The 18235-nt window shown below is 53.3% G+C and carries 15 protein-coding genes; 4 read left to right on the plus strand and 11 right to left on the minus strand.

Annotated elements, in window-relative coordinates; all coding sequences use genetic code 11:
* Positions 1-76: 76 nt before the first annotated feature.
* On the plus strand, positions 77-1612 hold the full coding sequence (locus DWB84_RS01220) for a tryptophan halogenase family protein (protein ID WP_187407936.1): 1536 nt from the start codon (positions 77-79) through the stop codon (positions 1610-1612).
* Here DWB84_RS01220 and fbp read toward each other — a convergent pair.
* A complete protein-coding gene (fbp, locus tag DWB84_RS01225) occupies positions 1589-2593 on the minus strand; it encodes a class 1 fructose-bisphosphatase (protein ID WP_187407937.1) in 1005 nt (334 codons plus the stop codon). The two genes, DWB84_RS01220 and fbp, sit on opposite strands and share 24 nt — an antisense overlap.
* A 202-nt stretch (positions 2594-2795) precedes the next feature.
* Between fbp and DWB84_RS01230 the strand changes: the two genes are divergently transcribed.
* On the plus strand, positions 2796-3941 hold the full coding sequence (locus DWB84_RS01230) for a lactonase family protein (RefSeq protein WP_187407938.1): 1146 nt from the start codon (positions 2796-2798) through the stop codon (positions 3939-3941).
* A 124-nt stretch (positions 3942-4065) separates the two neighbouring features.
* Positions 4066-7041 (plus strand): EAL domain-containing protein, encoded by a 2976-nt coding sequence (locus DWB84_RS01235; RefSeq protein ID WP_187407939.1) that lies wholly within the window; start codon positions 4066-4068, stop codon positions 7039-7041.
* A 36-nt stretch (positions 7042-7077) separates the two neighbouring features.
* Here DWB84_RS01235 and DWB84_RS01240 read toward each other — a convergent pair whose 3' ends face one another.
* The 4 genes from DWB84_RS01240 to DWB84_RS01255 all read right to left on the minus strand — a co-directional run bounded on the left by DWB84_RS01240 (position 7078) and on the right by DWB84_RS01255 (position 10256).
* A complete protein-coding gene (locus tag DWB84_RS01240; protein WP_187407940.1) occupies positions 7078-7569 on the minus strand; it encodes a TIGR00645 family protein in 492 nt (163 codons plus the stop codon).
* Between the two features lie 84 nt (positions 7570-7653).
* The gene (locus DWB84_RS01245; protein WP_187407941.1) at positions 7654-8448 is read right to left on the minus strand and encodes a DNRLRE domain-containing protein; all 795 of its coding nucleotides are present in this window, start codon (positions 8446-8448) and stop codon (positions 7654-7656) included.
* A gap of 44 nt (positions 8449-8492) precedes the next feature.
* Positions 8493-9110: a DNA-binding response regulator gene (locus tag DWB84_RS01250; protein ID WP_187407942.1), complete on the minus strand. Its 618-nt coding sequence runs from the start codon at positions 9108-9110 to the stop codon at positions 8493-8495.
* Positions 9111-9122: 12 nt separating this feature from the next.
* Positions 9123-10256: a sensor histidine kinase gene (locus DWB84_RS01255; protein WP_187407943.1), complete on the minus strand. Its 1134-nt coding sequence runs from the start codon at positions 10254-10256 to the stop codon at positions 9123-9125.
* 683 nt (positions 10257-10939) lie between these two features.
* Here DWB84_RS01255 and DWB84_RS01260 point away from each other — a divergent pair.
* Positions 10940-11248, plus strand: coding sequence for a hypothetical protein (locus DWB84_RS01260; RefSeq protein WP_187407944.1), 309 nt, complete (start codon positions 10940-10942; stop codon positions 11246-11248).
* 7 nt (positions 11249-11255) lie between these two features.
* Here DWB84_RS01260 and DWB84_RS01265 read toward each other — a convergent pair whose 3' ends face one another.
* From DWB84_RS01265 to DWB84_RS01290, 6 genes are read right to left on the minus strand one after another with little or no spacing between them, the layout of a single operon-like run.
* Positions 11256-12608 carry a DUF58 domain-containing protein gene (locus DWB84_RS01265; RefSeq protein WP_187407945.1) on the minus strand — a complete coding sequence of 451 codons (1353 nt, stop codon included), beginning with the start codon at positions 12606-12608 and terminating at the stop codon, positions 11256-11258.
* A 17-nt stretch (positions 12609-12625) separates the two neighbouring features.
* Positions 12626-13633, minus strand: a complete 1008-nt coding sequence (locus DWB84_RS01270; RefSeq protein ID WP_187407946.1) for a MoxR family ATPase — start codon at positions 13631-13633, stop codon at positions 12626-12628.
* Entirely contained in the window at positions 13630-14907 is a 1278-nt protein-coding gene (locus DWB84_RS01275; protein ID WP_187407947.1) for a DUF4350 domain-containing protein, read from the minus strand. The genes DWB84_RS01270 and DWB84_RS01275 overlap by 4 nt, the downstream gene beginning before the upstream one ends.
* Positions 14904-16385 (minus strand): DUF4129 domain-containing protein, encoded by a 1482-nt coding sequence (locus DWB84_RS01280; protein WP_187407948.1) that lies wholly within the window; start codon positions 16383-16385, stop codon positions 14904-14906. Before DWB84_RS01280 ends, DWB84_RS01275 begins: the two co-directional genes overlap by 4 nt.
* Positions 16382-17356 carry a stage II sporulation protein M gene (locus DWB84_RS01285; RefSeq protein ID WP_187407949.1) on the minus strand — a complete coding sequence of 325 codons (975 nt, stop codon included), beginning with the start codon at positions 17354-17356 and terminating at the stop codon, positions 16382-16384. Before DWB84_RS01285 ends, DWB84_RS01280 begins: the two co-directional genes overlap by 4 nt.
* A complete protein-coding gene (locus DWB84_RS01290) occupies positions 17353-18051 on the minus strand; it encodes an RDD family protein (RefSeq protein WP_187407950.1) in 699 nt (232 codons plus the stop codon). Before DWB84_RS01290 ends, DWB84_RS01285 begins: the two co-directional genes overlap by 4 nt.
* Between the last annotated feature and the right edge of the window lie 184 nt (positions 18052-18235).

The following is an 18235-nucleotide window of genomic DNA, read 5'->3' on the forward strand; positions in this document are numbered from 1 at the left end:
GACGCAACAAATATGAAAAGGCCATTCTTTGCAATGGCCTTTTTCTTTTCGACCTCTATTTTTCAGACGGATATTTATGAGTACTCACCTCATAGACTCAATATTGGTTGTCGGCGGCGGTGCGGCGGGTTGGCTGACGGCGGGAATTCTGGCGGCTCGTTATGGACAGGATGTGCAAATAACTTTAATTGAATCTGCAGATGTCCCCATTATAGGAGTTGGTGAGGGCAGTTGGCCGTCGCTGCGCAACACATTGCGAGATATGGGAATTTCAGAAACGGATTTTTTTACAGAGTGTGATGCGTCATTTAAGCAGGGCGTCAAATTTATTGGTTGGCAAAAGGATAATGCCGATTTTTTCTACCATCCGTTTTCCCTGCCGATCGGTTTTCTCGAACGCAATGTTGCCGAATGGTGGATTGCAAATCCGTCTTCCCTTTCTTTTGCTGATGCGGTTTGCGCACAGGAATTTTTATGCGAACGCAATTTGGCACCGCGTACGCCGGATGCACCTGGATATAAATCGCAGGTCAATTACGGTTACCACTTGGATGCGGGAAAATTTGTGACTTTTTTAAGTCGACACTGTAAAACCATACTCGGCGTAAAACACGTCATAGGTACTGTCTGTAAAATCAACCAAAATGAACAGGGCATCGAAAGTATTGAAACTCTGGAGCAGCAGACTTTAACCGCCGACTTGTTTATCGATTGTTCCGGGTTGAAATCATTGCTATTGGGCGAAGCGCTGGGTGCAAAGTTTATTGATAAGAGTGCGGAAATCTTTATCGACAGCGCCGTGGCTGCGCAAGTGCCTTACGAGAGCGATGAAGCTCCCATACTTCCCTACACACTTGCCGAGGCGAAAAAAGCTGGTTGGATATGGGAAATCGGCCTTTACAGCCGCAAAGGTATTGGGCACGTATATTCCAGTCGGCATATGTCGGAGGATGAGGCGACAGCGGTTTTGGCCGACTATATAGGCCCCGGCTTCGCCAATTTATCTCCGCGCAAAATCAAAATCCCCTGCGGCTACCGCGATGTTTTTTGGCAAAAAAACTGTGTCGCTATAGGCATGGCCGCGGGATTTATTGAGCCGCTGGAGGCGTCCGCTTTGGTTATGGTGGAACTCGCCGCCAATTACATTCGCGATCAGTTGCCGCGCCATAAAGCGGCTATGCCGACAGTGGCAAAACGCTTTAATGCATTGCAAACCTATCGCTGGCGCAGCATTGTGGATTTTCTCAAATTGCATTATGTGCTGAGCGAGCGCAGCGGTGATTTTTGGCGAGACAATAAAGATTCTGCAACCATTTCCGATTCGTTGCAGGAATCCTTGCAGCTGTGGCAGTACCACGTTCCCTACAAAAAAGACTTTTTATATAAAGAAGAAGTGTTTCCCGCCGCGAGTTATCAATATATTTTGTGCGGTATGGGATACCGCCCACAGCTACCATGGAGCTTTAAAGAACAGGAAAAGGCTGTCTTCGCCCATTTACTTAATGAAAACCAAAAAATTAAACGGGCGCTCGCGGGTGTAATTCCTGACACCCGTGCAATGCTGACGGCAATTCGGTCTGGCGCGGCCTTAGGCCGTCAGAAATTCCTCTAATTTTTCGATCATCTCCGCCGAGCCCAGATAGAGCGCGGTGCGTTGGTGCAAGGATTGCGGTTGGCAATCCAGGACGGATTTGCCCGCGCTGACAATGGCTTTGCCGCCGGCCTGTTCGGCGATAAATGCCATGGGATTGCCCTCGTAAAGCAGGCGCAATTTCCCTTCGGGATAGCGACTGGAAGTGGGGTATAAATAAATTCCGCCATGAATCAAATTGCGATGAAAATCCGCTACCAGTGAACCTATATAACGCGAACTGTAGGGCCGCTGGGTTGCGGGATCTTCCTCCTGACAATATTTGATGTATTTTTTTACACCGTCGGGAAAACGGCTGTAAAAACCTTCATTGATGGAATATACGGCGCCGCTGCGCGGGTATTGCATATTCGGGTGCGACAGGCAGAAAAGCCCGAGGGACGGTTCATAGGTAAAACCGTTTACGCCATTGCCGGTGGAGTAAACCAGCATAGTGGAAGAGCCGTAAATAATGTACCCTGCGGCAACCTGGGCGCGTCCCGGTTGGAGAAAATCTTCCATCTGCACGGGAGTGCCGACGGGTGTCAAGCGGCGATAAATCGAAAAAATGGTTCCCACCGATACATTGACGTCTATGTTGGATGAGCCGTCGAGCGGATCCATCAATACCACATATTTGGCATGCTGATTTTGGCTGCCTTCAAAGCGAATAAAATTGTCTTCCTCTTCCGAAACAATTCCGCACACCACGCCGCGAGCGCCGAGCGCGGATTTAAAGACTTCATTGGCCAATACATCCAGTTTTTGTTGCGCCTCGCCTTGAGGGTTGGTTTCACCTGCCGGACCGGTGATATTCGCCAAGCCGGCTTTATTGACCTCGCGGTTGACGATCTTGGCGGCGAGGCAAAGCGCGGAGAACAGGGCGGAAAATTCCCCGGTTGCCTGGGGGTAATCCATCTGATGCTCAACAATAAACTCGCTCAAAGTATTAAATGTCGACATGGAATCACCGGATTAAGAAGGCTTGTATGGATGATGTTTGCTTGATGTATCGCAAAGGTTCCAAAAGTATACGCCCGTTGTTGCCGATTGGTGGCAGCAATTGACTGGCGGGAGTTGTCCGCGATGCTTACACTTGCCGGCCTGCAAAGTCATAGGCCATTTCAATAATTGCAGATCATCTCACTAACCAAGGGGAGCGATTGTGATCCCAAATAACATGTATCAACTGGGCTATCGACTGCTCGGCGCGGCGGTTCTTCTGTTATGTGCTGGCTGTCAGTCATTGATCTCGAACAACGGAGCGGAATCTGTGGGCGAAGGTACTGGCATTTCTTTGATCGTGGGCACCTACAACCAGAAGGGGAGCGAAGGCATCTACAGTCTTTCCTTCGACCCATCGACTGGCACCTTTGGGGAGCCGAAGCTGGAGGCGCGGGCAGATAATCCTTCCTTTATTTCCCAGCACGGCAATCGTCTGTATGCCGTAGTGGAAACCGACCATGGTGCTTTGACGACCTATTCCCGAGCTGAAAACGGCACTCTGCAATCTCTGGCAACCGCGCTGACAAAGGGGGCATCGCCTTGTTATATCAGTCTGAGCCCGGACGGCCGGTTTATCGCCACAGCCAACTATATGGGCGGGAACACTTCCATATTCCGCCTCGATGACACTGGTGTGCCGCAAGGTGTCCCGCAGGTGCTGCAACATCAAGGCAAAGGACCAAACGCGGACCGCCAGGAGGCGGCCCACGCTCATTGGGCGCAATGGGATCCGCAGCAGGCTTATTTGTACGTGGTGGATCTCGGGATCGATGAGGTGAAAGCCTATCCATTTGATGATGGTGCGGGCGAAGGTTTTACCGCGTTGCGCCTGGCGCCGGGCGATGGTCCGCGCCACTTGTTTTTCCATCCGCACCTGCCAGTTGTCTATGTGGTGAACGAGTTGAGCAATACCCTGGTCGCGGCGCGGCGCAATGGCGACGGTACTTTTACCGAATTCCAGAAAATCGGAATGTTGCCTGCGTCATTTACCGAGCATAGCCAAGCAGCTCATCTCTATGTCACCAGCGATGGCAAAACTCTGTATGCCTCCAACCGTGGCCACAACAGTATTGCGGTGTTCAATATAGGGCAGGATGGTTCACTGAACCTGGTGGAGATCGAGCCTGTGTTGGGCGATTGGCCGCGTCATTTCCTGGTATTGGAAGACGAACGCATTCTAATAGTCGCGAATCAGGAAAGTCACAATCTGGTGGCATTTCGCATCGAATCTTCCGGTGCGCTAACCCCTATGGGTAAACAAATTGAAATACCTCAGCCAACTTTCCTAGACCGTTTGGCTTTCTGATCTAAACTCTTTCTTCTCCAGCGCGCATCCCGTCGGATGCGCGACGTCAATTTTGGCCGCGGCCAAGCGTAGAGGCTATGGTTAATCGGAGATCTACCCAAAACATAAGAATACTATGACAGGTATGAGCGAAACCCTGCCTTGGGTGATGTTTCTTTTTTACATCACGACCGGTTATTTGTCGGTGGTCGGTTTGACCTCCGGCGCTATAGCCGTAACCGCTTATTCCCTGCATAACCGTTTTATCTACACGCCCGTCGCCCTAATGGGGCTCAGTGGTGCCGGGTATCAACTGGCAACCGCCTATTACTACCAAACCAATGCTGAGGCCGCTGCCATCACCGCGCTGATATGGCAGACCGATTTCGCCTCCATTATGTTGCTGTCCACCGGCTTTTATTTTGCCGCACTGCGCTACCGCGGCCATGTGCCGGGTTATCTGACGTTTCTGTTTGTGTTGGCGCTGCTGATGTTGCTGGTGGCTAATCGTGCGTCGGATTTTTCTCTCCATTTCGCCGACGTCGCCACCTTAACAAAATATCCCAATCCCTGGCTTGGTTCATATGGCGCTTTACAGGGGGAGCCGGGCGGTGGTTCCTGGTTATGGCACATTGCCATGGGGATAACCTTGCTGGCTTCCTTCTGGTGGAATTTCCATTCCCGCGCAGTAATAGGTCCCGCCAAAGTTTTTACCCAATTTCTCTTTCTCTTCCTCTTGATCGCGACTGTCTATTCCAGTTTGAGCCTGGATCTCGGCATCTGGAACGGTATTTATCTGCCGGGATTTGCCTTAACTGCTTTTATGTTGTGGTTCTGCATAGGCTTTACCCTGGAGGCTGCGCGCAACAGCCGCCAGTTGCGCCGGCGGGAGCGCGAGATGGAAGCGGAAATCCAGGAGCGGCGCAAAGCGGAAGATAAATTGGAGCGCCTGTCCCAGGTATTTATGCAAGCGCCTGCGGCCACCCACATCATTGATTTGAATGGCCGAACCCTCCAGGTCAACGACGAGAGCTTGCGCTTGTTGCGCCGCGACGTAAGCGCGCCTCCGCGCGTCAATTTCATCACCGTATTGGAGATGCTCGGGGTGAGCAAGGAGCAAATTCTGCAAGACATTGCGGAAAAGAGCCGGGGTGAATACGGGCCGTTTTTCCTGGTGGCGGGTATGCCGGTCGACGCTCTGTATCTGGCGCGCGATGCCTGGCTGAAGTTCAAGCTTTATCCCATCTACAACCACGAGCGCGAATTGCAGGAAATTGTGGTGCGCATGGAAGATGTCACCGACCAGCAATTCGTCGAAAACGCCATCAAAACCATTTCCATGGCGGTTTCCACGGAGATCGGTCACGCCTTCTTTAATCAGTTCACCATCCACCTCGCCAAGCTGCTCAATAAGAAATTCGTATTTATCGGTCTGAAGAAATTCGTCGAAGGGCGCATGACCATCCAGACTTTGGCGGTCTCGGCGAACGGTGAGTTGATGGACAACGTCAATATCGAACTGATCAATTCGCCGTCGGAAAAAGTATTGAAGGAAGGCAGTTACGCCATACCGCGCCAAGCGCAGCGCGAATTTCCGGACAACCCGTTCCTGCGTAATTTGGGCCTGGAGAGTTTTGTCGGCTCGGCCATGGTGGACGTCAATAACGAACCCATCGGCTTGATCGCGGTGCTGGACGACAAGCCCATGGACAACGTCAAACAAATGCTGGAGGTGGTGAATATTTTCGTCTCCCGTGCCAGCACCGAGCTGCATCGCCTGGAAGCTGAGCAGCGCATTCGCAAAATGGCATACGAAGATCATTTGACCGGGCTGCCGAATCGCTCTGCGTTGAATGAACACGTCATCCATTTGCTCCAGGGAGAGGATGCGCCCGAAACCTGCGCCTTTATCCAGATTGACCTGGATCATTTCAAAACCATCAACGATGCACTCGGCCACGATGTGGGTGATGAAGTGCTGCGCCGTATCAGCGCCCGGTTGCGCCAAGTATTGGGTGACGATGCTTTTCTTGCCCGCCTTGGCGGTGATGAGTTTGCCGTGGTGCTCCGCCATCTGGGGCCGGGCGCCGAGTTGTTCCTGACGCGTACTATCCAGCAACTAATTGCCTCCATGGAACAGCCAGTACAGGTGGGAGATCACGTGTTGGATCTAGGCTGCACCATAGGTGCGGTGCTGTTTCCGGAATTTGCCACAAGCGTGCTGGACGTATTCCGCAATGCGGATATAGCCCTGAACAAAGCCAAAGGCTCCGGCCGCGGCGGCTACCAGCTGTTTACGCCGGAGATGCACGACTCTGTCAGCCATAGGCTCGCCCTGGAGCACGGCTTGCGCGCGGCTCTGGCCAACGATGAATTCCACGTGTTTTACCAGGCACAAGTGGATGGCGAGGGCAATCTGATGGGGGCTGAAGCGCTGATCCGCTGGCGCCATCCGGACCAGGGTTGGATATCGCCGGCGGAATTTATTCCCGTGGCGGAAGAGACCGGTTTGATCAATGGTATCGGCCAGTGGGTGTTGCGGGCGGCTCTGACCCATCGCAAACAGTGGGCAGAGCGGCGTATTCCGTTTTACGGTCATCTTTCCGTCAACGTATCGCCATGGGAATTTGCGCGCCCGGACTTTGTGTCCGCCACTGTGGAGGCGGTGGAAAAGCTGCAGGTGCCGCCCAGTCATATTACTCTCGAAGTCACCGAAAGCGCGCTGCTGACCGATATTCAGGACACCATCACCAAACTCAGTCAGTTGCGACGCTTCGGTATGACCATAGCGCTGGACGACTTCGGCACAGGCTATTCATCCCTGGCCTACTTGCGCGATCTACCGCTGGACATCCTCAAAGTGGATAAAACCTTTGTCGACACTCTGGCCACCAATGCCCATGAGCCATTGGTGGAATCGATGATCGCCATCGGTCGCAATATGGGCTTGCAGGTGGTTGCAGAAGGGGTGGAGACGCAAGTGCAGTTGGAACGACTCAAGGCCATGGGGTGCAATGTGTTCCAGGGTTATCTGTTCTCGCGACCCATGGCAGAGGCGGATTTTGTGCAGTGGTTGATTCAACGTGAGGCGGACGCTCGAGAGCTCAAACAGCTGCCTTAATCGCCCGCCCGATTTCACTATTTGTGTTTGATTTTACTATTTGTGTTTGGCTTTAAAGTCGAGAAACCCCATCGCAAAGGCGGAACCGACGAAGGTCAAATGCAAAACCACATACCAATAAATTTTGTCTTCGTCTGTGTTTTGCACATTCATAAAGACCTTCAGCAAGTGGATTGACGAAATCGCCACAATAGAGGCGGCGATTTTGCCCTTCAGCGATGACGAATCCATCTTGCCGAGCCAGCTCAATTTTTCTTTTTCGCCGTCGAGATCGAGCTGCGATACAAAATTCTCATAGCCGCTCATCAGCACCATCACGATCAATCCTCCCACCATCGCCAAATCGATCAGCGTGAGCAGACTGAGGATCATCTTGGCTTCCGACATATGCACGACATCGATCAGCAAGTGAAACGATTCCTGAAAAAACTTGATGATCAGGGCCAACAGAGCGAATGCCAGACCTAAATAAATAGGTGCCAGCAACCAGCGGGTACGGTAGAGCAGTTGTTCGAGGGGTTTTTCCATAGAAATGACTTTGCAGAAGTGAAAAACAGCAGGCGGGCGATTTTAAGTGGAAGCCTGCTGAGTGCAAAGAAATTTTTAGGGCAATCAGTTCTGTTCGCTAAATAACTCCACCGTCAGACTCGGGCGTTTGGCCGGATCGGCCTCGCGTGAGAAAAACGTCACTTGCCCCCGTCCCGATGTCCGCTGCAGGCGCATTTCCAAAGTGAACTGGCGCAGGTTGGCGGCCATAAGCTGTTGTATCAGCGGCAATACGTCGATTTCGTAATCCTTGAGGTTGTCTTCGTTACTGCTGGGCGCGGTCACACTCGGCAGATTGCGCACCGCCGCCGGTGTGTAATGGGATTGGTCGAAAAAATCTGCCCAGGTGACCGTCTTCTCTTCGAAATTGTTATGGACAGGTTTCAGATAGAAGGCGTTGTCGCCGTTTTTGCCGAAGTGGCCGGCTTCGGCCGTAGTGTTCTGGCCGTAGAGCCGGTCATCGGCGTTGGCGTAAAGCCGCAGGGTGGCGCGCAGCAGTTTTTTGTTCGGATTGCGGTGCAATTCTTCCAACAGTGACGCTACATCAAAACGAATCAGGCTGATGTTCTGGCCCTGCTGTGAATGCCCGGCGGACAGCGCGGTGGATGTGCCGAGGGGCTTTTTCTGATTTTGTTGCAGTAAGGCATCAGCGTCGGGATAAAACACAAATTGATTGGGATTCTGCTGCTCCTGAACCACTTCGGCATCAATGCGCTTGGCCTTTTCATTGGCATAGCGTTTATCGCTGAAGTGCACCTGCCCCTGTGCATCCACCCATTTGTAGATCTCTCCATGCGCACCGGCGCCGCCGAGTACAAATGCCAAGGCGGCTGCAATGCGTATGAATTTTGCTGATGCCATTTCGAAACTCCGGCCGGTCTGGTTGGCTGTCATTGTATGACTTTCTACAGCCAGCCTTTCTCCCGCGCGATCTTCGCTGCTTGATTTCGCGATCCGGCGCAAAGTTTCGCCATAGATTCCGACAAATAGTTGCGCACAGTGCCCTCAGACAGATAGAGCTTGCGGGCGATATCCGCAGTGCTCAACCCCTGTTCTGCCAGGCGCAGGGCCTGGCGTTCACGCTCGGTTAGCGGGTCATGGTCGTGCAAACCGGCGATCAGTAATTCGGTATCGTAAACACGTTGACCGCTGTGGATGTTGCGCAGCTGGTTTGCGAGTGTATCCACTGGTACCTCTTTGAGAATAAACCCGCGCGCCTCTGCTTGCAGGGCACGTTGCACGTAACCGCTGCGATTGAAGGTGGTGAGAATCACCGTTTTGATAGAGGGGTGATGTTCATGCAGCCAGCGGCAGAGTGTCAGACCGTCACAGCCGGGCATTTCAATATCGCTCAACACCAAGTCCGGTCGGCACTCTGGAATGGCCTTTTGTGCTTCCAGACCGTTGGCGGCAGTGCCGACGACGACAAAATCCGGTTGCAACGCCAGCAACTGCGCCAGGGCGTCGCGCACCAGGGTTTGGTCTTCCACCAGAAATAAACGGATTTGTGTCGGGTTGGCCATGGCCATAGCGCCTTAAGTAACGAGCGGTTGATTCCAGGGAAGGTGGATCAACAAAGTTAATCCGGGCCAAGCGGAATCTCGCTCACCAGGAGGATTCAGGGACAAGGTGCCGCGCCGCAGAGTAACACGCTGATAAATGCTCTGTAAGCCGTTGCCAAAGGCACTTTCATGCGCCTGGGCAAAGCCGCGGCCATTATCCCGAATCAACAATGCCAAAGTTTTTTCTGTCGTATTGCAGCGCAATTCGCAGCGCTCAGCACCTGAATGCCGCAATACATTGGTCAGAGCCTCGCGCACGATCAGCAATAAGTCGCTTTCCATGGTAGGTGGCAGCAATACCGGTGGCAGGGAGTATTGGAGGTCAATGCCGAGTGATCCCAGCAGCTCTTTCTGCGCTTCCAGTTCTGCTGTCAGGCCGTGGGTTTTCATTCCGGCAATGGTCTCGCGGATTTCCCGCAGCGCGTCTTGGGCCAATTGCTGAACTTGTGCAATATGCTCCCGCGCCTGAGATTCCTGCTTGTTTTCCAGTTGTTTCAAAGCGAGTTGTGCCTTCAGATGAATCGCGGTGAGGCGGTGGCCTATGGTGTCGTGCAAATCCTGGCCGATGCGTTCGCGCTCGGCAATTTTCGCTAAGCGCTGAATTTCTTCCTGCGACAGCAACTCGCGTCTTTGATGCAATATGCGTTGGCGATCGGTAATGCCAAACAGGGTAATCCCGGTGCTGGAAACAGCACCGACGACGAAATAAAAAATGACGTCGAGCTGAAAAAAATAGGTCGCAGAAGCGAGCGCAGCGAGCGTCATCGCAAAAAAGACAAGCGCTGTGCGCGCAGGCAAAAAGTAGGCAAAGAAGCTGCAGGCATAAATCGCAAAGGTAGTTGATCCATGGTTGTAGGGCGCAAGTCCCACCGCCAGAGCCACCATAAGGAGTGCGCCTGGAAGGGTCCATTTCGGCAGATTAAAAGCGGCAAAATAACAAACCAGGAATATCAGCAAGCCGGCGATATTGATCGCCCATTCGAAGGCCGTCATTGGGAAAAACCAGCGCATCAGGTAAAAACAGGTAAATACCAAGCTCGCAAATTGTTGGCGCAAGGTCGGCCGGTGAGAGTTGATCCAAGGGGACGGAAGATGATCCGTGGGCATATATCGCTCAAATAGACAGGGTTGATAAAACCATTATCGTCAAATTGGCGGATGATGCCATTGTAGAGAGTCATAGGTTCATCATGACAAATGTCATGCGGTCGACTGTTCGCCTCCTCCAATAGTGTTTATTTCTATCGTACCTCGCCTAAACAACAGTAAAAAACTAATGAAACCGACACGGCAAAATACCTTGCAAAATCCTCTGTAAATTTTGCTTGTTGTGCATATTGATAGTATTTCTTTGCAATCTTTTCTCCTTTAACAATTCGCCATGCTTGCAGCTGTCGTCTGTTGCTTCGTATGCCTGGGTCACAAAATCAAGGAAATTCGTAAACCTGCAGCACGCTGGCAGCTATTACAATTTTGCGTCGTCGAATTTGACTTTGCGAAAGTCACTTAGACCAAAATGAAGTTAACCAAAACTGGTTATTGCGAGCGATGCTGATAAAAATTTCGGCAAAACTGACATTAATTTTCCATCTGGGCCAATTCTTGGCGAGGGGTTTACGCAATAGATTAGTGCGACGCCAGAATGTCCGGCATTCCCGCCTTTGGCAATCTATTTGCAGTGCAACATGCAGAAGAAGGGTTGCAATGTCATGCAGTGGTTTGAAATGTGATGATGCATGCACGATGCAAAAGCGGGTTTCGACCCCAACCGTAGGCATAAGGTGACAATAATGGAAGATTGCGTAGCGCAGGCGAAACCGCTTTTTTTCTCTCGTTGGTTATCGTTTAAAAAAGCAATATTAAAAACAGCAAAACCCGTGCGGCTGCGATGCGTGAATAATAAGCTCGCGGAATACGACGAAAATATTGTTGAACCAGAGGAATTTGCGGCGGATTTAGACTGGCTGACAAATGGAAAGCGTGTGCAATTTAGCCGTTCTTATCTACGTTTTTTTGAAAATGCGCGCCGTCGCCATATAAATTCCCGCAGCCAATGGCGACAAATATTGGATCGCCATCTTTTCCCGCGCAACAAATAATCCCCGCTTACAAAACTCCGGAACGCTTGATTTCCCAATAGCTGTTGGCCAGCGCAGGCGCCAGATCTTTCGCCAAACAATCCACGGAATAAACTCCGCTCTGCTGCAGTTTTTTATGTGCGGCTTTGCGCAAGTGCAGGTAATTCACTGTGCCAGCGTAGGCTGCGGCCTGATCGAGATCGGTTACAGGCTCAATCAATGTATTGTCCAGTACGGCTTCGCGAATATTAGCCACCAAAACCAGATGGCGTTTTTGCAGCAGGCGCACCGCCATGATCAACTCTTCAATTTCTTCATCGCGGGAGTTGGTGACGAGCACGATCAAAGAGCGCTTGCGTTGCAATTGGAAAACTTTTTCTGCGGCGGCGAGATAATCCGGCGCGCAGTTTTCCACCTGCAGATCATATAAACCATTCAAGATGACATTGACTCTGTCGGCACCTTTCTGCGGGCTTATCCAACGTTCGGTATGGCCGAAGCTCAACACGCCGACGCTATCACCTTGGCGCAGCGCAATATAGCTGACCAGAATGCTCGCATTGAGTGCGTGGTCAAAATGGTCGAGTTCGTCGTCTTTGGCGCGCATTCTCCGACCGCTGTCGATCAGCAAAATCACATTCTGATCGCGCTCATCCTGATATTCCTTGGAGATCAATTGCTGCCGATGGGACGTGGCTTTCCAGCTGATTTGCCGCAGGCTGTCGCCTTGGCGATACTCGCGCAATTGGTGAAAGTCCAGCCCCTGGCCGCGCCGGTTCTTGCGCCGGATGCCCAATTCATTGGTGTGATTTTCCGCCGCCAGAATGGTATAGGCCGCAATCGCAGAAAAATTGGGGTACACCTTGGCGGTACTTTCCACTGCGACCGAATAGGACACGCTGCCAAAACCCAGTGGCGTAGGCACCCGAATATGGCACTTTTGCAGAGTGAGCGGCCCGCGCTGCAAGGCGCGCAAACGGTAGGTAATCTGCGTTGATTGATCGGGTTGTAACGGTACAAATTGCTGAACGTGTTCGCAAACCACCTGCGGGTTGATGTCATCAAATACTTCGATGGTGACGGGATAGCGGAAGTGATGGGTGAAGATCAAACGCACTTCCGTCCACTGATTCAGCGCCAAACCACTTGCCAGCAGGCGTTCAACTCCTACGTCGGGTTGGCTGCGACTGCCGGCGTAATCGAGCAGCACCAGAAAAAACAACATCAGTCCGGCGGCAAGCAAACTCCACTGCACCCAATCTGCACTAAATGCTGTCCACCAGTGACCAAGCAAGCCCGCGAGCAGGGCAGCAGATCCCAAACCACCCGCCAGAAAAATGGTCTTGGGTGTCGGGCGCCAGCGTTTTTTGGAAATCGTCATCGAGCGTTTTTTTCCACTTATTTCCGCGGAGCGGGCACACTTTTGCTGATGTCTTGCAAAACCTGATCGACCGATACGCCTTCGATTTCCAATTCCGCCGCCAGCAACAAACGGTGGCGCAGGGCGGGCAGTACCACAGCTTTTACATCATCCGGTGTTACATAACGATCATTGTTCATCAATGCATAAGCGCGTGCGCCGTTGAGCAGTGCGATACTTGCACGCGGTCCGGCGCCGCGGGAAACCCCGGGCCAATTGCGCGTGGCGCGCACGATTTTGACGATGTATTCCACAATGGCGGGATCAACCGTAATTTGCTGGGCGATTTTCTGCAGGCTCAAAACATGGGTTGGTTTGATCAACTGCCGTACCGGTTTTTCATCGCTGTTTTTGCCGAGCTGCAACAGCATGGTTTCTTCATCTTTGGCTTCGGGATATTGGATCAATACCTTCAACATAAAGCGATCCAACTCGGCTTCCGGGAGCGGATAAGTGCCTTCTTGTTCTATAGGGTTCTGCGTGGCCAGCACCATAAAAGGCGCATCGACCGGATGCGAAGTGCCCTCGATGGTGATCTGCCCCTCCTGCATCACTTCCAATAACGCCGCCTGGGTTTTGGCGGGCGCCCGGTTGATTTCATCGGCCAGCAATAAATTGGTAAAGGCGGGGCCTTTGCGAATCTCGAACTCCTGTGTCTTCATATTGAACATCGCATGTCCAGTGACGTCGCTGGGCATAAGGTCGGGGGTAAATTGAATGCGCGCAAAACGGCCGCCAAAACACTGGGCGAGGGTGCGCACCAACAGGGTTTTACCCAGCCCCGGAACACCTTCAATTAACACATGACCGCGTGCAATCAGCGCAAGCAGAACCTGTTCAACAACAGTTTGCTGGCCGATTACGACACGCTGGATTTCATTGCGCAGCGCCTGCACCAATTGGTAAGCCTGTTCAAAGGTGTCGCTTTTTTCACGGGGCTCATCTGCGGCTTGTATTTCGGAGTCCGAGGGAGGCACTTGTGTCATAGAGAATTCCTGAGATGTTGAAGGCGTTGCACTATGTCGATAAACACGGCGTCTTGCACTGGCAACGGGTGGTAAAGGGCCAGGTGAACGTCAGCTGCTTGTATACCGCTGAGCTGCGCAATTTTTTCCACCTGCTGATCCGGTGCCAGTTGCGCAAAACCCGGTTGGCGCAGGCGTAATTTCTGCAGAATTTCCTCCCGCAGCGGTTCCACCAGGGCGGCATTATTCTGGTGGCGCAGGAGAAAATGGGCCGATGCGCGAATATGGTCGAGAAATTGCCGTCGCCCCGTCACCGGCACAGTTAATACAGGGCCAAAGCGCGGCACCTTGTACCACAGCCAGAGAGCCAGAGCGGCCAGCAGGGCGAGGCAGCCAAACATGGAAGTCTCCCACAGTAAGCGCCAGAAGCTGGGAGTATCGCTGTTCAATACCAGCCACACCTTGTCGCTATCGCGCAGCAATTGCCACATCACAAATGCGTTGTCGCCGCAGGCTATGTAGTTATTGCCCAATGGACTCGCATTGACGAGCGCGAAAATCTCGCCCGCGCCGACTCTCATCTGCGCCAGATAAATCTGTTCGTCGCGCATCACCAGCGGTCGGCTGCTTGCGGTCACGTCCACAAACGATGTATCCAGGCCATAGCCAAACGCCAGTTGCAGCTGCTCCTGGCCTCTGAGGTGGATTGGCAGGTAGGTGGGGCGCCAGCCGCAGCTCTTGGCGGCCGGGTCTTCATCTTTGTTATCGGAGATTAGAGGAAAGCTTTCGATATCGGCGGGTTTATCATCTTCCTCCTCAGACGCCTCTGCTTTGTTTTCCTCAACTGCTTCATGTTCAAGCCAAGGCGTATGGTTAAGGGCGAGTCCAAGCAAATTCAGCAGTGGATCCTTATGACTGTCATCGATGCTGAAGTAGGGATTTTCCACCGTAACGATCAATTGACCGCCCTGTTCCACCCAACCCCGCAGGGATGCCACTTGTGACTCGCGCAAAGCGCCGCCGGTATTGAGTAGTACAAGAGCGTCTCGGTCGCCAACAGCTTGCTCGCCAAATTGCAGCCGTTCCAAGCCGGCGAAGCCGCGAATGGTTTCCACCGGTTTCTGCTGCTGTTCCAGCAAGCGCTGCAAGGCGAGCAGGGGGTTGCGGCGAGCTTCTTTGGTAGGACCCATATCAATGGCTTGTTCTTCCCACTCCTGGTTGAAGTACCACAAAGCCAGCAAGGCCCCGAGCAGGACGAGGAGCATGTGGGGAATGTAAGGGCGCAGCTTGCTCATACGCGCGCCCCGTCAGGCCAGTGATGGTTCCAGTTGCGGCACAGGCTTTCGGCCAGAGTGTTATCCGGCAGTTCATGACCGTAGGCCAATTGCCGCCAAACCTGCGTCAGATGGGAAAAATACGCCAGGGCATCAGCGGGTAGCGATTGCTGCTTGGCGATTTTCAAACATTCCAATTCAGTGTGGTCTTCGCGCAAGGGGGCGCCGCTTTGTAACAAGCGGGCGAGACTGGCGCGGTACAGCAGGGCGAGCGCCTGGCGCGGCTGCTGCCGTTGCCACAGGTCCAATGCGGCGGCGCTGACGTCGGTCGGTAGGGACTCCTCCGTCACCGCCATGCCAAACAGCTTTTTGGGCTGGTAATACTGACGGCGTTTGCGCGGCAGTAGTTGGGGAAAGCGACTGAGCCAGGAGCCGTATCTCAGGGCGACCCAGGCAACCAACGCGAGTACCAGTCCCCAGAGGATGATTTCGGCAAAACCGGAGATAGAACTGATGAACCTGCCAAACGCCTCGAGCAGTTTGAATAAGGCCTCAATGAAGCCGCTGTCCAGCTCTGGCTCCTTGTCGGTTTGCCATTTGGGAATCTTGTGGGTTTTCATCTGGTGAAAATCCGGGCCATTGCGTATGGCAATGATCTGCTCACGGATTTCCGCGCGTTCGTCCGCTGCCCAAACCGGTGGTGCCGACTGGGGCAGCAAGTTAAAGAAGGCAATTGCGGCCAGCAAAACAAAGGTTTGCAGTCCCCGTTTTTGCACCATACGTTTAAAAGCGATTTCGATATCCCAGCCTTCCAGCTTGACCCGGCGGTTGAGGTACAAGGAAAAGCCACAGGCCACAAACAGCGGGCCGATCAGAGCCATGGCGCTATAGCTGAAAAACAGTAGCAACAGTCCACCGGTTTTGCTCTCGCCCCAGAATTCGAGGCTATCTATACCCAGATCTACTTCCGCCGGAATAAACAGACCCAAGAGGGCGAGCCCGGAGATCATCAGAAAGGATTCGACGTGGACGCCGATAATAGTCAACCAAGTTGCCGGCCCGCTGTCGTCCCGGTGCAGTACCTGGAGGCGGTTGCTGCGCTCCTTGCCGCGCAAGCCTTCCAATTGGATCACAGGGAGATCCATGGAGCGGGTAAGACTAAAACGCCGCCAAGTCAGACTGGCAAAAATCTGGTTAAAAATGAGTTTCGGCAGCGCGCGCAGGATTTCCTTGGTGGAGGGAGTAAAGCCGAAGACTGCCTGGCTGAGGATCATCAGCAGCGGTCGTTCAAATAAGGGTTTGCACCACCAAAGGCTGAGCGATACCAGCCACAGGGAATCCGCGGGCAGCAGCAATCCCATCAATATCCAAGGCAAAGTCACCAGCAGCCAGATGCGCTGCATCGGCCACCACCACTGACGCGCCATCTGCAGACCGAGATCCACGGCCTCCCAGTCGCGGCGTGGGCGTATGGCGATGCGCAGTTGCTCCAGATTCATGAATGACTCCGTTCGCGCCCGCTGAAAATCAGATAGCCGAGCACCACCAGCCACAATGCGGCACCCACCAGATACTTCTGCCAGGGGGCAAAAATATTGTTGGAGGACCAGAAGGCTTCGATAAACGCCGCAATCACCAGCATCAAAATCACCCCGTAGACCAGCCGTATGGCGACATGACTGGCGCGCTTCAGAGATTCCACCCGAGTCAATTGCCCAGGCACAAGCAGGCTGTAACCCAGTTTTAACCCCGCCGCGCCGGCGAGCACTATGGCGGTCAATTCAAAACTGCCGTGGCCGACGATAAAGGTGTAGAAGGTGGTGGTAAAACCGACGTTGGTGAGATGGCCGGCGACTGCGCCGATCAGCGCGCCGTTGAAGGTGAGGAAAAAGCCGCTGCCGACGCCCAGCAAGAGTCCGGAAGCAAAGGTGCGAAAAGCCACCGAAATATTGTTGTAGATATAAAAACCAAACATCCCCCAGTTGGTGTCCGAATCGCGCGCGGCGCCCAGAACCCGGTTGGCCGGGTCGTACATGGCTTCCATTTGCGCCGCCTGATCCGGTGCAATCACCGTGTAGGCCATATCCGGATTCACCAGAGTGGCGACAAAAAATCCCAGCAACGGGCCGACAAACAGCAAAGCTGCCCACAACACAGCTTGGCGCTCCTGGCGCACCAGAGCGGGAAAATCGCGCACGATAAACTGCAGCAGAGGTTGCCAAATCGGATGTTTACGGCGGTAGAGCTGCTGATGTGCCCGCACCACCAGATTGTCCAGGTGATCCACCAGAAAGCTGCTGTAGTGGCGCTCCTGTGCCAGGGCGTGGAAATGACAGACCTTGCGGAACAGCGAGGCAAATTCGCGCAGTTCCCCCGATTGGGGTTTTTGGCCTTTTTCCAACAGGATCAGCTTGGCCTCCAACGCCTGCCAGACTGGCGCGTGGAGTTGCTCGAAAGTGGATTGCTTCATGGAGAATCCGCTCGCCGTCCAACAATGTGATTGGCCATCTGTTTGATGGCGACTACGGGGTCTCCCGGCGCAACTAGAGGGGCAATGATATTGGCCAGCTCGGCCTGGCGCGCACCACTCATAGTGGCGCTGCGCTGCGCAAAAGCCACCAGCACGCGTTGTTCGTCGGTGCTGAAGCCCTCAGGAACGGGGCGCACGCCGACATTGTCGATTGCCGGGCTGGGTTTAATGGGATTGGTGTAAACCACGAGCGTACCAGCGGCCAAGTCACCGAGGCGCTTGAAATCGCGGTTGCACAAAGACGCGATAATGGCGGAGATGTAAAACACCGGGAGGAAATCGACAGTGCGCAACAAGTTGCGAATCAGTGAGGCAGCGAAGGTGACCGGAGTGCCATCGTCATTAATAACCTTGAGATGTAACGCCTTTTTGCCGATGGTCTGACCGTTGTGGCAGAGCTCGAAGTAGACCGGATAAAACCACTCCATCAGAAAGTACACCACCAGTGTCATGCCCTGACCTATGCCGCTGGCACTGAACAGGAATCCGGTCGCCACCACAACCGCAACGCGAATCAACCAATCGATGGTGTAGGCCAGTGAACGAACCCAAAAACCGGCGGGATAGAGCGATAAATCAGTGCCCTCGGGCGTTTCGAGGGGATGACGGGTGTCGATCATTACGGCTTGATCCATGAACGGCCTTGGGCTTCCTTGGGACGAATGAATTATTAGGGGCATCAGCGACCGGATGGTCGCGCAAGGCCTTTTCGGATAATAGTGGCTCCCGAAACCGAGTCAAGTCCGTCAAGGCCACCGCCAGCGGAACTTTCTTCGCCCAGGGTTGTTAGGGATGCGCGAGTGTTTCTATTTTCCACCC

This window comes from Saccharophagus sp. K07, assembly GCF_014336955.1.
In the GTDB taxonomy this organism is placed as follows: Bacteria; Pseudomonadota; Gammaproteobacteria; order Pseudomonadales; family Cellvibrionaceae; genus UBA5868.

Coding starts and splice junctions, on each gene's coding strand:
- DWB84_RS01220 (WP_187407936.1), top strand. CDS start 77: ATGAGTACTCACCTCATAGACTCAATATTGGTTGTCGGCGGCGGTGCG.
- fbp (WP_187407937.1), bottom strand. CDS start 2,593: ATGTCGACATTTAATACTTTGAGCGAGTTTATTGTTGAGCATCAGATG.
- DWB84_RS01235 (WP_187407939.1), top strand. CDS start 4,066: ATGAGCGAAACCCTGCCTTGGGTGATGTTTCTTTTTTACATCACGACC.
- DWB84_RS01240 (WP_187407940.1), bottom strand. CDS start 7,569: ATGGAAAAACCCCTCGAACAACTGCTCTACCGTACCCGCTGGTTGCTG.
- DWB84_RS01245 (WP_187407941.1), bottom strand. CDS start 8,448: ATGGCATCAGCAAAATTCATACGCATTGCAGCCGCCTTGGCATTTGTA.
- DWB84_RS01250 (WP_187407942.1), bottom strand. CDS start 9,110: ATGGCCAACCCGACACAAATCCGTTTATTTCTGGTGGAAGACCAAACC.
- DWB84_RS01255 (WP_187407943.1), bottom strand. CDS start 10,256: ATGCCCACGGATCATCTTCCGTCCCCTTGGATCAACTCTCACCGGCCG.
- DWB84_RS01260 (WP_187407944.1), top strand. CDS start 10,940: ATGGAAGATTGCGTAGCGCAGGCGAAACCGCTTTTTTTCTCTCGTTGG.
- DWB84_RS01265 (WP_187407945.1), bottom strand. CDS start 12,608: ATGACGATTTCCAAAAAACGCTGGCGCCCGACACCCAAGACCATTTTT.
- DWB84_RS01270 (WP_187407946.1), bottom strand. CDS start 13,633: ATGACACAAGTGCCTCCCTCGGACTCCGAAATACAAGCCGCAGATGAG.
- DWB84_RS01275 (WP_187407947.1), bottom strand. CDS start 14,907: ATGAGCAAGCTGCGCCCTTACATTCCCCACATGCTCCTCGTCCTGCTC.
- DWB84_RS01280 (WP_187407948.1), bottom strand. CDS start 16,385: ATGAATCTGGAGCAACTGCGCATCGCCATACGCCCACGCCGCGACTGG.
- DWB84_RS01285 (WP_187407949.1), bottom strand. CDS start 17,356: ATGAAGCAATCCACTTTCGAGCAACTCCACGCGCCAGTCTGGCAGGCG.
- DWB84_RS01290 (WP_187407950.1), bottom strand. CDS start 18,051: ATGGATCAAGCCGTAATGATCGACACCCGTCATCCCCTCGAAACGCCC.